At 71.0% G+C, this 13,856-nt stretch carries 12 protein-coding genes; 2 read left to right on the plus strand and 10 right to left on the minus strand.

All coding sequences use genetic code 11. The annotated features are described in order from the left end of the window. Nucleotides 1–4: 4 nt before the first annotated feature. The 9 genes from VEA62_RS09150 to VEA62_RS09190 form a co-directional block, all read right to left on the minus strand. Nucleotides 5–1,519, minus strand: a complete 1,515-nt coding sequence (locus VEA62_RS09150) for an L-aspartate oxidase (protein ID WP_324820785.1) — start codon at nt 1,517–1,519, stop codon at nt 5–7. Then, nucleotides 1,516–2,364, minus strand: coding sequence for a metalloprotease (locus VEA62_RS09155; protein ID WP_324820787.1), 849 nt, complete (start codon nt 2,362–2,364; stop codon nt 1,516–1,518). The genes VEA62_RS09150 and VEA62_RS09155 overlap by 4 nt, the downstream gene beginning before the upstream one ends. A gap of 115 nt (nt 2,365–2,479) precedes the next feature. Next, nucleotides 2,480–2,671, minus strand: coding sequence for a hypothetical protein (locus VEA62_RS09160; protein ID WP_324820789.1), 192 nt, complete (start codon nt 2,669–2,671; stop codon nt 2,480–2,482). Between the two features lie 9 nt (nt 2,672–2,680). Beyond that, nucleotides 2,681–3,760, minus strand: a complete 1,080-nt coding sequence (nadA, locus tag VEA62_RS09165) for a quinolinate synthase NadA (protein ID WP_324820792.1) — start codon at nt 3,758–3,760, stop codon at nt 2,681–2,683. A 149-nt stretch (nt 3,761–3,909) separates the two neighbouring features. Next, complete coding sequence (locus VEA62_RS09170) at nt 3,910–4,767, minus strand: hypothetical protein (RefSeq protein WP_324820794.1); 858 nt, start codon at nt 4,765–4,767, stop codon at nt 3,910–3,912. A gap of 43 nt (nt 4,768–4,810) precedes the next feature. Next, nucleotides 4,811–5,335, minus strand: a complete 525-nt coding sequence (locus VEA62_RS09175; protein WP_324820796.1) for a methylated-DNA--[protein]-cysteine S-methyltransferase — start codon at nt 5,333–5,335, stop codon at nt 4,811–4,813. Beyond that, the gene (locus VEA62_RS09180) at nt 5,316–6,428 is read right to left on the minus strand and encodes a bifunctional transcriptional activator/DNA repair enzyme AdaA (RefSeq protein ID WP_324820797.1); all 1,113 of its coding nucleotides are present in this window, start codon (nt 6,426–6,428) and stop codon (nt 5,316–5,318) included. Before VEA62_RS09180 ends, VEA62_RS09175 begins: the two co-directional genes overlap by 20 nt. Nucleotides 6,429–6,486: 58 nt before the next feature. After that, nucleotides 6,487–7,611 (minus strand): HAAS signaling domain-containing protein, encoded by a 1,125-nt coding sequence (locus tag VEA62_RS09185; RefSeq protein ID WP_324820799.1) that lies wholly within the window; start codon nt 7,609–7,611, stop codon nt 6,487–6,489. 21 nt (nt 7,612–7,632) lie between these two features. After that, complete coding sequence (locus VEA62_RS09190; protein WP_324820801.1) at nt 7,633–7,962, minus strand: PadR family transcriptional regulator; 330 nt, start codon at nt 7,960–7,962, stop codon at nt 7,633–7,635. A gap of 217 nt (nt 7,963–8,179) precedes the next feature. Here VEA62_RS09190 and VEA62_RS09195 point away from each other — a divergent pair, with 217 nt between their 5' ends. Together VEA62_RS09195 and VEA62_RS09200 are read left to right on the plus strand one after the other, a co-directional pair. Next, entirely contained in the window at nt 8,180–9,985 is a 1,806-nt protein-coding gene (locus tag VEA62_RS09195; protein ID WP_324820804.1) for a type I secretion system permease/ATPase, read from the plus strand. Continuing rightward, nucleotides 9,982–11,352: an HlyD family type I secretion periplasmic adaptor subunit gene (locus tag VEA62_RS09200; RefSeq protein ID WP_324820806.1), complete on the plus strand. Its 1,371-nt coding sequence runs from the start codon at nt 9,982–9,984 to the stop codon at nt 11,350–11,352. The genes VEA62_RS09195 and VEA62_RS09200 overlap by 4 nt, the downstream gene beginning before the upstream one ends. A 73-nt stretch (nt 11,353–11,425) precedes the next feature. Here the strand turns inward: VEA62_RS09200 and VEA62_RS09205 are convergent, their stop codons facing one another. Beyond that, on the minus strand, nt 11,426–13,582 hold the full coding sequence (locus VEA62_RS09205) for a malate synthase G (protein WP_414641869.1): 2,157 nt from the start codon (nt 13,580–13,582) through the stop codon (nt 11,426–11,428). Nucleotides 13,583–13,856: the final 274 nt, after the last annotated feature.

A 13,856-nucleotide genomic window follows, 5' to 3' on the forward strand; every position in this document is an offset into this window, starting at 1 on the left:
CCGCTCATTCGGCCATGACCGGAGTCCGGGCTGGCTTCCCGGCCCGCAGGCGGGTGTGGCGGGCGTTGGCGGCGGGCGCGGGGAAGTCGGAGCGGTAGTGGCCGCCCCGGCTCTCGCGGCGCGCCAGGGCGGCCTCGGCGATCAGCCGTGCCGCGATCAGCGGCGGCGCGCCCGGGCTTCGGACGTCCAGCCGATCCATCACCCCGAGGGCGCGGGTCAGGCCGGCGGCCTCGCGGACCACCCCGACGTCGTCGCTCATGGTCCGGCGCAGGGTTGCGAGGTCTGTCGGCGAGAGGTCTGTTGACGGGGCCCCGGCGTGGGTCGCACCGGCGCCGGTCCGCGCCTCGGCGGCGGCCCGGCCCGTACGGCGGCCAAAGGCGGCGGCCTCGAGCAGGGAGTTCGAGGCCAACCGGTTGGCGCCGTGCACGCCGGTGGCGGCGCACTCCCCGACCGCGAACAGGCCCTCCATTGTGGTGCGGCCGTCCGGCCCGGCGGCGATCCCGCCCATGTGATAGTGGGCCGCCGCGGCGATCGGAATCGGGGCCTCACGGGGATCCAGGCCAGCCCGCATGCAGGCAGCGAACACGGCGGGGAACTCGTGCGGGAACATCGCCCCGACGGCGGTGCGGGCGTCAAGATAGGCGCCCCGGCCCTCGGCCCGCGCCGCATGCACCGCCCGGGCCACGATGTCGCGGGGCTGCAGATCGGCGCCGGCGGCGTCGCCGAGCAGGAAGCGACCTTCCCCGTCGATCAGCCGTGCGCCCTCGCCGCGCAGCGCTTCGGTGACGAGCGGCATCGGGTCGAGGCCGACGTCCATGGCCGTCGGATGAAACTGCATGAACTCTGGATCGAGGATCTCCGCCCCTGCCCGCCAGGCCAAGGCCATGCCCTCGCCGAGCAGCGAGGCCGGCGTGGTCGTCTGCGCGTACAGGCCCCCGGCGCCGCCGGTCGCCAGCACCACCGCGGGCGCCAGCACCTCGACCAGCCTTCCGCCGCGCTCGATCAAGGCTCCGCGGACCCTGCCCGCGTCGTCCTGGACCAGGCCCCGCAGGCGGCCGTCCTCCCAGACCTCGATGTGCGGGGCCGCCCGCGTGGCCGCGACCAGGGCCGACAATATGGCCCGGCCCGCACCGTCGCCACCGACGCGCGCCACCCGCGCCCTGGAGTGGGCGGCCTCGAGGCTGACGGCGAAGCCGCCGGCCACGTCGCGGTCGAACGGCGCTCCCAGCCCCGCCAGCCATTCCACCGTCGCACGGCCGTCCAGGGTCAGCAGCCGCGCCGCGTCAGCCTCGACCAGACCCGCCCCCGCCGCTTCCGTATCGGCCGCGTGGAGGGCCGGGGCGTCCGTTTCGGAAAGGGCCGCCGCCACGCCGCCCTGCGCCCAGGCGGAGGAGCAGGCCTGCAGCAGCGGCGCCGGCGTGACCACGAGAACCTTTCGGGGCGCGGCTTCGAGCGCGGCCGAGAGGCCGGCCAGACCGCCACCGACGATCAGCGGCCCGTCGTGCTCGATCCGGTTCAACGGCCAAACTCGAAATAGCGCGCGCCCAGCGCCAGCGCCTCGGCCAGCGAACCGGTCACCGGCATCAGCGCCGCCAGCGCCACGCCCGCACATGCGGCGGCGGTCAGCGCGAACAGAGCGACGCTACGTGCCGATTCGTTCCAGGTCAGCGGCCGGCCGTCGGGACGCCATGCGCCGCGCCGCAGATGGCCGATCAGGGCAAGCGCGAGGAAGGCGGCGAAGATGTAGCTGCCGTTTGTCACGCCCCACAGGACGACCACCACGCCGACCAGCACCATCGCCGCCTTCTCCACCATCGGGTGAATGCGGGCCAGCACCGGGCCGAGCGCCTTGGAGCCATCCAGCGGCGGGGCCGGGGCCAGGTTGACCAGATTGATCAGCGCGATGGCGAACACCCCCTGCAGCCACAGGCCGTTGCCGGTCGCCACGAAGCCGGCGAAGAAGGGGATCGCGGCCAGCAGGCCGAAGGCGGGCCCGGCCAGCGATACAAGGACCCCGTGCCACTCGCTCTGCGGCAGCCGCTGACTCTTCGCCACGCCGCCGAGGAAGGGGATGATGTAGATCCGGGCGGGACCCATGCCGAGGTGGTTCATCGCCAGCACGTGGCCGTATTCATGCACCAGCAGGCCCCAGATGGCGGCTACGGCGATGACCCAGCTGCCGGTCACCCACCAGATGAAACCGCCCAGCAACAGGGTGGAGACCACCGCCCAGACTGGATGCTGACCCTTGTCCAGCGGCGGTTCAGCCCCGCGCACCCGCTCGGGAACGGCTGGAGCGGGGGTGAGATCGTCGGGGCGAGGATCCCAGGGGCCCGGCGGGCGGGGGGTGTTGGTTTGGCTCATGGTCGTGACGTGGCCTTTTCAGACCTGAGCCACAAGGCCAGGACGGCGAGAAGCCGCAGGGTCCTGGGATCGACTGTGGCGACAGCGCGGACGGGCGGAACGTAGTGCATCGTCCTCAATCCAGATTGTGCGCGCGGGCCTGCGCCGGCGCGGCCCTGACCAGGGCGGCGGAGATTTCGCTGCGCGGCACCCCGCGCCTCAGCATCACTTCGTAGACGCGGCGAATGTCGCCGCCCCACCGAAACCCGATCCACCGTCGTCTCGCCTTCCAGATCAGGATCACGAAACCGACGGGCGTGCGCCCCACCCATGCCACTCAAATCAGCTCCACAGCCACATGATGCCGCGCCTTGACCATGTCATAACGAGCCGGAACGGCAGGGGGCGGCAGGTCGATCATGCGCTGCACCGCCAGACGGGCGCGTTCCGCCATATCCTCAGGCACCGTCACCTCGAACTGCATGTTGACCAGGCAATCGCGGATGTTCCCGAGCGTGATCCGCTTCATATGCGGGCACAGATTGCAGGGGCCGATGAACTGCACCCCCGGCACGTCTCCAGCGACGTTCGAGGCCATCGAACATTCGGTGATCAGCACCACCTGTTTCGGCTTGCGTGCCTCCACGAAGTCGATCATCGCCGCCGTCGATCCGGCGAAGTCGGACGCCGCCAGCACGTCTTCAGGGCATTCCGGATGGGCCAGGATTTCCGCTTGCGGGTAGGCCTCGCGCATCGCGGCGATATCGGCGGCGGTGAAGCGTTCGTGGACCTCGCAGCGGCCCTTCCACGCGATGATGCCGACGGTCGTCTGGGCCGCCACATTGCGCGCCAGAAATTCGTCCGGAACCAGGATGACCCGGTCGACGCCCCATTCCCGCGCCGCCCATTCGACCACCTGCACCGCGTTGGCGCTGGTGCAGCAGATGTCGGTCTCAGCCTTCACGTCGGCCGTGGTGTTGACATAGGTGACCACCGGCAGGCCCGGATAGCGCTGCTTGATCAGCCGTACGTCGGCGCCGGTGATCGACGCCGCCAGCGAGCAGCCGGCGCGCAGGTCGGGGATCAGCACCGTCTTCTCGGGGCTGAGAATCTTCGAGGTCTCGGCCATGAAATGCACGCCCGCCTGGACGATCACCTTCGCCTTCGACTTCGCCGCTTCCTTCGCCAGGCCGAGGCTGTCGCCGACATAGTCGCCGACGCCGTGGAAGATCTCCGGCGTCATGTAGTTGTGGGCCAGGATGACGGCGTCGCGCTCGCGCTTCAGCTGGTTGATCTCGTGGATCAGAGCGGCCTGGGCGGGCCACTCCAGCGGGGTCACATGATCACGGACCTTGGCCCAGACCGGAGCTGTCGCCCGCTCCAGTTCCCTGCTCAGTCCGAACGCGCCGTCGGCCATCTCACTCCCCTTTTGCTCGACTTGAGCAAATCATGGGCCCGAAGAACGGCGGTGACCCGGGGGGCCGTCCGCCGGCTTATGCTCAGTTTCAGCATAAGCAGACACAATCTAGGATGATCAGCGGGAAATGCAAGCTCACGGGATACGCGCTACCTGGCGGCAGTGGTCGCGATGTAGTCGATCACCGTCGTGAACCCGCCAGCGTGGAAATACATGATCTTGCCCTCTGCGGCGGCCACGTCTTCGGCATAGATTCGCTCCCCGTTGAGGAGGCGCAGGGTGGCCGCGGGGTCGGGCGCGCCATCGACGCGGGCGTGATCGGGACGACAGTCCGCCAGCCGCGCGCTCCGCACGACACAGCTGATCTGCTGTTCAGCGGGCATGAAGCTTGCGGGCGCCGCCGGCGGGGGCGGCTGACGCTGGTTGCGGCGTTCCGTGATTGATCTCGACGTCGAGCGGCGCGGCGCCCGGGCATCCGGATCCGAGAGCGAAGCTCCTGCGGCGCGGGCGAGTTGGTCGCGCTCGTCGTCCATGGCCCAGCCGCACGCGCCGAGGACCCGATCAAGGTTGGCGGATTGCATCGGCAGATCGAAGGTGGCCGCGAAGGGTGGCGCGACCCCCTCGCCCGTGCGGACCGCATAGGCGCCGCCGCCGCGCATGAACCGGATGTCGCGCGCGGGGACGCTGCTACGGAAGACGCCGTCAGCTCCGGCTGGCCGCCAGTCCTGGAGGTCGCCCCGACCGTCCGCGCGCGTGGCGTTCAGCTCGATCTTCTCGGTGCCGGCAGGCATGCCGATCAACAGGAGGCTGAGCGCCCCTTCGCGGCACTGCGCAACGATGCTGGGCCCGTTGTCATAGCGGGCCGCAGCCACGGTCAGCTGGCGGGCGGGATCTTCCGCGAATTCCCAGTCGTCGTCCTGAGGCGCGGTGGCCGCGGCCTGCCCCGTCCCCACCAGCACGCACAGCGTCGCCGCAATGATAATTCTCATGGCCCTGCTCCCCAGCATCCCCGGCTCCACTGACGCCGGACACGCGGGTTCAGTCAAGGCCTCACATCGCTGGCGCCCTCTCGTGCGCGAGCAGCCAACGCTTGCGTTCCAGCCCGCCAGCATAGCCGGTCAGGGCGCCGTTCGCCCCGATCACCCGGTGGCACGGCACGATCACCGCGATCGGGTTCTGCCCATTGGCCAAGCCGGCGGCCCGCACCGCCCGGGGCGAGCCGATCGCCGCGGCCAGCTGGCCATAGCTGCGCGTCTCTCCCGGCGGGATCGCCCGCAGCGCCGCCCAGACGGTGCGCTGGAACGCGGTACCGCCGGTCTTCACCGCGACGCCGTCGAGGGCCCGGACGTCGCCGGCGAAATAGGCCTCGACGGTCCGGCGCACAGCCTCGGGCGCACGCGCCGGACGCAGGACGAACCTGGGGCAGTGGCGGCCGAGCAGCCGCATCATCCGCGCCTCGTAGTCGGCGAAGTCGAGCGCCCGCACAGCGCCTTCGGCGTCGGTGACCAGCAGCACCTCGCCCACGGGCGTGGCGATCCGGTCGAGGGTCAGGGTGTCAGGCTGCGCGTTTGGCATCGTCCGTCTCCATCAGGTCCGCGCCCGGGACGCCGGCCGTGGCCAAGTGCAGGGCGCCATAGGCCCGCCACGGGCGCCAGGGCTCGGCGCGCGCGGCGAGGGTGTCGTCAGTCTCTTCGGGGAGCCGGTCGTTCGGCGGCTCGGCGCCGTCGTCGACCCAGGCGCCGGGCAGGCGGAGGCCCGGACGCGCCGCGATCAGCGGCTTCAGCGCCGGATCGGCCGACAGGTCGCGGCCGATGGCGTCGGGATCGGCCGACAGGTCGAACACCCGCCGCACCCGCGCCAGTACGCCGGGCAAGGCCTTGAGGTCGTGCGCCTCGACGCAGACCGAAATCCGCCCGGATTCGGCCGGCTCGACGGAAACCGCGCCGTCCGCGCCGTCGACATCGCGCGTCAGGATGCGCGACCACTTGCGGCCCTCGACGGTGTCGCCGCGAGCCGCCAGCGCCGCCAGCATCGCGTCCCAGTCATAGGGCGGGCGGTAGGGCAGGCTGAGGCGAACCCCGCCCTCGTGGACCTTCTCGCCGCGACGCCGCAACGCGGAGGGCGGACGGTCGTACAGCGCCTGGAAGGTCTCGTTGAAGCGGCGCACACTGCCGAAGCCCGAGGCCAGCGCCACCTGCGCCATCGACAGGTCGGTCTGGTGGATCAGGGCCTTGGCCAGCAGCACACGGCGGGTTTGGGCCACACTGACCGGGGCCGCGCCGAGATGCTGACGGAACAGGCGGCGCAGGTGCCGCTCCCCGACTCCGAGGCGGCCGGCCAGGGCGTCGACATCGCCCTCGTCGAGCGCGCCCGCCTCGATCAGGGCGAGGGCGCGGCTGACGGTGTTGGAGGTGCCGCGCCATGCGCCCATGTCCGGCGCGGTTTCAGGCCGGCAGCGCAGACAGGCGCGGAAGCCCGCCTCCTCCGCCGCCGCCGCCGACACGACGAAGAACATGTTCTCCCGCTTCGGCGTCCGGGCCGGGCAGACCGGCCGACAGTAGATGCCCGTCGTCTTCACGCAGCCGAAGAAGCGGCCGTCGAAGCGCGCATCCCGCGTCAGCACGGCGCGGTAGCAGGCCTCCTGATCGAGATCGCGGACGTTTTCCATGGCTGCAGGATGAGCGTTCCCGGGGTCCGAGTCTCGCGGTTTTCGGACACGGCCGTAGTCAGGCGGTGCGGCGGGGATCCGGCTGGACCAGCCGCCACAGGCTGCCGACGATCTTGAACACCAGCCCGATCGCCGAAAGGGCGAGCACCCAGCTCATGACCAGCGACAGGGTTCCGGCCATGCCAGCCAGATCGCGCGTGCCATCGCCCAGCGCGCGCAGCCGGTCGATGTCGAGCAGGGACCAGTCGCCGGCGATGCGGGCGGTCTCGCCGTCGCGCGTCAGGGTGAACCAGTGCCCGGCCCCGAAGATCGTCCACGTCAGCCACAGGCCGGCGGCCGCGATCACCGCCTGGGCCGCGGCCCGCATCCTGACCGCCGAGGGTCGGGCGAGGCTGGCCAGGTCGACCGCCATCTGGGCGACGGCGTAGAGCAGTATGGCGCCGAAGAGTGTGGTCCAGATCGGCGCTCCGGTCACCAAGGCCTCGGCTCCGGGAGGGCCCAGGCGGATCAGGCCGGGGAAGTGGATCGCGCCGATCCACCAGAGGACGAACACACCAGTGGCGAGAAAGGAGAACAGGTATTCGCCGCCGGGCCAGCCCCGGGCGCGGCCCAGGCTCCGCGGCGCCCAGGTCGCCTTCGCCGTCCTGGTCCCGCCCATGGCGGCGCCCCAGGCGGCGGGGTCCGACAGGCCGAAGGCCGACAGTTCGCTGACCCGCCACCTGTCCATCCACCGGGGTCGGTAGCCGACATGCTCCATCGCCGCGCCGATCACGGTGACGACGCCGATCAGGGTAATGCCCGAACCGATGAAGCCGTGGATGGCCTGGCTGATCGATTGCCCCGCGTCGGCGGGCCCACCCACCAGATTGATGAACAGAACGATCGCCTGCACGGCCAGCATCAGCAGCAGTCCGGCCTTCACGGCGAACAGCCAGTAGGGGAACAGTTCAGGTCCGATCAGCGAGTCCGGTCCCTTGCGATAGCGGGCGGCGACGACCAGCGGATGGCCGATCTCGTGCAGGATCGCCTCCTGTTCGTCCCCGGTCAGGGCCCGTCCCAGTTCCTCCTCCCTGGCCTCGAAGCGGCTCAGGATCAGGTCGCGCAGTTCGGCGATGATGTCCGCCCGCTCGTCCTGCGGCAACTGGGCGGCGACGGCGTTCAGATAGCGGTCGATCAGGTCCATCGGTCTTCTCCAGCCCCGGCTTCAGAGAATCTTGTCGAGCGAGGCCGAGATGCCCCGCCATTCGTCGGCCAGCGCCGACAGCATCGCCTCGCCCATCGGCGACAGCCGGTAGAAACGCTTCCTGCGCTTCTCTTCCTCGCGCCACTCGCTGGTCAGCAGGCCCTGGCTCTCAAGGCGGCGGAGCAGCGGATAGAGGGTGCTCTCCTCCATCTCGAGCCCGTCGGAGGCCAGCGCCTGACGCAGGGTGTAGCCGTAGCGCTCCTCCCGAAGCCGGGCGAGCACGGCCAGCACCAGCGAGCCGCGCCGCAGCTCCAGCCGCATGGATTCGAACAGTTCAGGATCGACGATCATCAGCTCACCTGCCGTCACATAGTGTGTGACACACAGTGTATGGCGCATACTGTGTGCGCCCGTCAAGCGTCGGGGCCGGCCGCGCTGGCTCGAGCCTTGCAGGCAGGCGTTCCCTTCTCGCCCCGCCGCCCGATTGTGGTCTGGAATCCATCGTCTATCTGTAGCCGCGCCAAGCCGTTAGAGTGGCGGCCGACAGCGTCAGGGAAACTCCCACTCCGTGTTGAAGAACCTGCTTCCCAGCAAACCGGGCACGGAGCCCCTGGCCGAGGCGCTGAAGGCGTGCCGGACGCACTTCCTGTGGGCGGCGGTGTTCTCGGCGCTGGTCAATCTGCTGTATCTGACGCCGACCCTCTACATGATGCAGGTCTACGACCGCGTCGTGCCGACCGGCGGCCTGACGACGCTGGTGCTGATCACCGTGGTCGCGGTGTTCGCGCTCGGCGCGCTGGCCGGGCTGGACTGGCTGCGCGGACGGCTGATGCTGCGGGCCGGGCTCAGGCTCGACCGGATGTTGTCCGGCAAGGTGCTGGCGCGGGTCATGGACCTGCAGGCCAAGTCGCCCAACACCCAGGCCCTGCGCGAGTTCGACAATGTCCGCGGCGCCATCGGCGGCCAGGGCATGCTGGCGCTCTTCGACGCGCCCTGGACGCCGATCTATCTGGCCTGCTGCTTCCTGCTGCACCCGGCGATCGGCGTGTTGACGCTGGTCGGCGGACTGATCCTGTTCAGCCTCGCCTGGCTGAACGAGCGCGACACCCGTCCGCGCCTCAGCAAGGCGATCCAGTCGCAGAACAGCGCCTATGCGGCCCAGGAAGCCGTGGCCGGCCAGTCCGAGGTCGTGCGGGCGCTGGGCATGCGCCAGTCGTCGATCGCGCGGCAGATCGAGCAGCGCCGCGCCGCCACCGCGGCGCAGGCGGACGCGCAGCTGACCGGCGGCAAATATTCCGGGGCGATCAAGTTTCTGCGGCTGGTGATGCAGTCGGCGGCGCTCGGCCTCGCCGCCCTGCTGGCGGTCAAGGGCGACATTTCGCCGGGCGCTATCATCGCCTCCTCGGTGCTGCTGAGCCGCGCCGTGGCTCCGATCGAACTGCTGGTCGGGGTGTGGCCGACGCTGGTCCAGGCCGGCGCCAGCTGGAAGACCCTGACCGACCTGTTCGCCAGCACGGCGGCGGTTGAACGGGAGCGGACCACCCTGCCCGATCCAAGGGGCAAGCTGCAGGTCGAAGGCGTGTCGGTGAAGTTTCCCGACACCGAGAATCCGCAGCTGCGCGCGGTCAGCCTGACGCTGCAGCCGGGACAGACGCTGGGCATCATCGGGGCGAGCGGGTCGGGCAAGACCACCCTGGCCCGGGTCATCGCCGGCGCGCTCAAGCCGCAGGCCGGCACGGTGCGGCTGGACGGCGCCGAGTACGAGGCCCGGGAGGGCGACGAGCTGGCCCGCTGGATCGGCTATCTGCCGCAGGTCCCGAGCCTGTTCGCCGGCTCGATCAAGGACAATATCTCGCGCTTCGCCACCTCGGCCGGCCTGGACCAGGAGACGGCGGACCGGGGCGCGGTCAGGGCGGCCATGGCGGCGGGGGCTCATGAGCTGATCCTGCGTCTGCCGAACGGGTACGACACGCAGCTGGGTCCGTTCGGGCAGGGGCTGTCGGCGGGACAGGCGCAGCGCGTGGCGCTGGCGCGGGCGCTGTACGGAGACCCGGTGCTGCTGGTGCTGGACGAGCCGAACTCCAATCTCGACCAGGAGGGTGAGGCCGCGCTGATGCAGGCCATCCTCGGCGCCGCCGCGCGGGGCGCATCCGTGGTCATCATCGCCCACCGGGCCGGGGTGCTGGCCCGCGTCGACCGCCTGCTGATGATGCGCGAGGGCGTGGTCCAGATGGAGGGGCCGCGCGAGGAGGTGCTCGAACGAATGCGCGCCGCCGCGCCCAAGGGCGCCGCCCAGGCGGGGACGCCGGGGCAACCGACGGCCAGCGTGACCCGCCTGGCCGATCCGTCCCAGCCGCAACGGCGGGCGCAATGACCGACGCCGCCGCCCCGGGAGCGGCCGATACGCCGCCGGCTCCGCCGCCGCCCGCCGGCCCGACCCTGGTGTCCGACACGCCGCGCCGGGAGCTGATCGTCGGCGGGGTGATCATCCTGCTGTTCTTCGGACTCTTCCTGGGCTGGGCGGCGTTCGCGCCGCTGGACGCCGGGGCCTACGCCCAGGGCCAGATCGCCGTGTCGGGTAACCGCCAGGCGGTGCAGCACCGCGAGGGCGGGGTAGTCAGCGCCCTGCACGTCAAGGAGGGCGACACGGTCACGCGCGGCCAGATCCTGCTGACGCTGTCCAGCGGCGAGCTGCGGGCGACCGAGCGCGGCGTGGCCGGCCAGGTCTTCGCCCTGCTGGCCCAGCGGGCGCGGCTGATCGCCGAGCGCGACGGGCTGCGCGGCATCCCCGCGCCGCCGGAGTTCGCCAATCTGCCGCCCGAGGATGCGGCGCTGGCGCAGGAGTCGCTGCGCATCCAGCAGCTCCAGTTCGGGGCGCGGCGGGTCGGGCGCTCGACCGAGACGGGGGTGCTGAGCCAGAGGATCGCCCAGCTGAACGAGCAGATCCAGGGCTACGAGCGGCAGATCGCGGCCAATATCGAGCAGCAGCGGCTGATCCAGGAGGAGCTGGCCGGCATGCGCAGCCTGGCCGAGAAGGGCTATGCGCCGCTCACCCGGGTGCGGGCGCTGGAACGGACGGCGGCGCAGCTGGACGGGGAGCTTGGCTCGCTGCGGGCCCAGATCGCCCGGTCGCGGGAGGCCGTCGGCGAGACCCGGCTGCAGATGTCGGGCGTCAGCTCCGAGATGAACGAGGACGTGGCCGACCAGCTGCGTCAGATCGACGTGCAGCTGAACGAGCTGCGCCCGCGGATGAACGAGCTGCGCTCGCAGATCGCGCGGAGCGAGGTCAGGGCCCCGGCGTCGGGCCAGGTCGTCGGCCTGACCATCTTCACCCAGGGCGGCGTCATCCAGCCGGGGCAGACGCTGATGGAGATCGTGCCCAACGACGCCTCGCAGATCATCGTCGCCCAGATCAGCCCCAACGACGTCGACAACCTGCGCACCGGCCAGACCACCGAAGTCCGCTTCCCCGGCCTGCGCGAACGCAATCCGCCGACCATCCATGGCCGCGTCACCCGCATCTCGGCCGACAGCTTCACCGTCGAGGAGACGGGGGCCAGCTATTTCCGCGCCGAGATCGTGGTGCCGGCGGAGGAGCTGGCCAAGCTGGGCCGGTCGGCGAATACGCTGCGGCCGGGCGCGCCGGTCGAGGTCATCATCCTGCTGCGCAAACGGACGGCGCTGAGCTATCTGCTCGAGCCGCTGACCAACAATCTCTGGCGGTCGGGGAGCGAGCAGTAGCGGTCGAGGCAGCAGGCAACAGGCAGCAGGCAACAGGGGCGACCGGCTCCTGATGTGCGGCCGGCGAGCCTGCCTATCCGTCCGTCCGATCAGCTTCTTCCTGTTGCCTGCTGCCTGTTGGCTGCTGCCTCCTTCCCTCCTTCGCTTCCCGCCTGAAGCGGTGCAGCAGCGGCTCGGTGTAGCCGTTCGGCTGGGCGGCGCCTTCGAAGACCAGGGCGCGGGCGGCCTGGAAGGCGAGGCTGCTTTCGGGGTCGGGAGCCATCGGGCGGTAAAGGGGATCGGCGGCGTTCTGGGCGTCGACCCTGGCGGCCATGCGCAGCAAGGCGGCGTCGACCTGTTCGGGCGTGCAGACGCCGTGCAGCAGCCAGTTGGCCATGTGTTGGGAGGAGATGCGCAGGGTGGCGCGGTCCTCCATCAGGCCGACGTCGTGGATGTCGGGCACCTTGGAACAGCCGACGCCCTGGTCGATCCAGCGTACGACGTAGCCGAGCAGGCCCTGGGCGTTGTTGTCGAGTTCCTCGCCGATTTCGGCTTCGGACCAGTTCCGGCCGGCGGCGAGGGGTGGGGTCAGGAGGGGCTCGAGGCCAGGCGTGGGCCGGGCGGCGATGTCGGGACGGAGGGCGAAAACGTCGGTCTGGTGATAGTGCAGGGCATGCAGGGTCGCCGCGGTCGGGGACGGCACCCAGGCGGTGTTGGCGCCGGTCTTCGGATGGGCCGCCTTCTGATCGAGCATTTCCGCCATCCGGTCGGGGGCGGCCCACATGCCCTTGCCGATCTGGGCCTTGCCGTCGAGACCGCAGGCCAGGCCGATGGAGACGTTGCGGGCCTCGTAGGCGGCGATCCATTCGGAGGACTTGATGTCTCCCTTGCGCACCACCGGGCCGGCCTGCATGGCCGTGTGGATCTCGTCGCCAGTCCGGTCGAGGAAGCCGGTGTTGATGAAGACGATCCGGTCGCGGACCGCATGGATGCAGGCGGCCAGGTTGGCCGAGGTGCGGCGTTCCTCGTCCATGACCCCGACCTTGAGGGTGTGGCGCGGCAGGCCGAGCGCGTCCTCGACGGCGTCGAACAGGGCGTCGGTGAAGGCGCAGTCGTCGGGGCCGTGCATCTTGGGTTTAACGATGTAGACGGAACCGGTGCGGCTGTTGCGGAAGCGGCCCTGCCCCTTCAGGTCGTGCAGGGCGATGAGGCTGGTGACCAGGGCGTCGAGGATGCCCTCGGGCGCTTCGGAGCCGTCCGGAAGGCGGATGGCCGGGGTGGTCATCAGGTGGCCGACGTTGCGCACGAACAGCAGGGACCGGCCCGGCAGGACCACGGTCGAACCGTCCGGGGCGGTGAAGACGCGGTCGGGGGCCAGGGTGCGGGTCAGGCGTTCGCCGCCCTTGTCGAAGGTCTCGGCCAGGTCGCCCTTCATCAGGCCCAGCCAGTTGCGATAGGCGGCGGTCTTGTCGGCGGCGTCGACGGCGGCGACGGAGTCCTCGAGGTCGACGATGGTCGAGAGGGCGGCTTCGAGGATGACGTCGGAGACGCCCGCGGGGTCGGTGCGGCCGATCGGATGGTCGGGGTCGAAGACCACTTCGATATGCAGGCCGTGGTGGCGGAACAGGCGCGAGCGGTCGGAGCGGCCGACGTATTGGGCCGGATCGCGCAGGGCGATGCCGGAAGGACCGGACAGGTCGGCCCAGGAGCCGTCGGCGAGCGGGACGGCCTCGTCGAGGAAGGCCTTCGCCCGGGCGACGACGCGCGCGCCGCGGTCCGGGTCGTAGCCGCCGCCCACCGGGAGGTCGCCGAGCGCGTCCGTGCCGTAGAGGGCGTCGTAGAGACTGCCCCAGCGGGCGTTGGCGGCGTTGAGCACGAAGCGGGCGTTGAGGCTGGGCACGACCAGCTGGGGGCCGGCGAGGGTCGCGACCTCGGCGTCGACTCCCCGCGTGCCGATGGCGAAGGGGGCGGGTTCGTCGGCGAGGTAGCCGATCTCGCGCAGGAAGGCGGTGGAGGCCGCGACGTCGTACGGCCGGCCGCGGCGTTCCGTATGCCAGGAGTCGATGCGGGCCTGGAGGTCGTCGCGGAGGGCGAGGAGGCGCCGGTTCTCCGGCGTGAAGCGGCCGAAGATCGCGGCGGCCCCGGTCCAGAACGCCTGGGCGTCGAGACCGAGGCCGGGGAGGACCTCGGCCTCGATGAAGGCGGCGAGGTCGTCGGCGACCTGCAGTCCGGCGCGCGGCGTCATCGGCATGGGCGTCTCCTCGAGGGGCGAGCCTGTAACATTCCGTGATGCCCCCGGGGAAGTCGAGCGGGTTTTTGCGATGCGGCAGGCGGCGGGCGGCGGGCGCGGGGGTTCGTCCTCCGCCGGCGGACCGGCGCAGGGTGGGGAGGGTGCGGGACAGCCGGGCCTCGCCCGGATGTGTTTCTGGTTTTACCGTTTCGACGAGGTGACTGCCCCGCGCGGCCGTTTTCCACACGCCCTCCGACTGGCGGCCCTGCATTCGGGCCTTTGACGGATCGCCCCG

The sequence above is a fragment of the Brevundimonas sp. genome (genome assembly GCF_035627475.1).
Classification (GTDB): domain Bacteria; phylum Pseudomonadota; class Alphaproteobacteria; order Caulobacterales; family Caulobacteraceae; genus Brevundimonas.

Coding starts and splice junctions, on each gene's coding strand:
- VEA62_RS09170 (WP_324820794.1), bottom strand. CDS start 4,767: ATGCTGGGGAGCAGGGCCATGAGAATTATCATTGCGGCGACGCTGTGC.
- nadA (WP_324820792.1), bottom strand. CDS start 3,760: ATGGCCGACGGCGCGTTCGGACTGAGCAGGGAACTGGAGCGGGCGACA.
- VEA62_RS09200 (WP_324820806.1), top strand. CDS start 9,982: ATGACCGACGCCGCCGCCCCGGGAGCGGCCGATACGCCGCCGGCTCCG.
- VEA62_RS09180 (WP_324820797.1), bottom strand. CDS start 6,428: ATGGAAAACGTCCGCGATCTCGATCAGGAGGCCTGCTACCGCGCCGTG.
- VEA62_RS09205 (WP_414641869.1), bottom strand. CDS start 13,582: ATGCCGATGACGCCGCGCGCCGGACTGCAGGTCGCCGACGACCTCGCC.
- VEA62_RS09185 (WP_324820799.1), bottom strand. CDS start 7,611: ATGGACCTGATCGACCGCTATCTGAACGCCGTCGCCGCCCAGTTGCCG.
- VEA62_RS09190 (WP_324820801.1), bottom strand. CDS start 7,962: ATGATCGTCGATCCTGAACTGTTCGAATCCATGCGGCTGGAGCTGCGG.
- VEA62_RS09175 (WP_324820796.1), bottom strand. CDS start 5,335: ATGCCAAACGCGCAGCCTGACACCCTGACCCTCGACCGGATCGCCACG.
- VEA62_RS09155 (WP_324820787.1), bottom strand. CDS start 2,364: ATGAGCCAAACCAACACCCCCCGCCCGCCGGGCCCCTGGGATCCTCGC.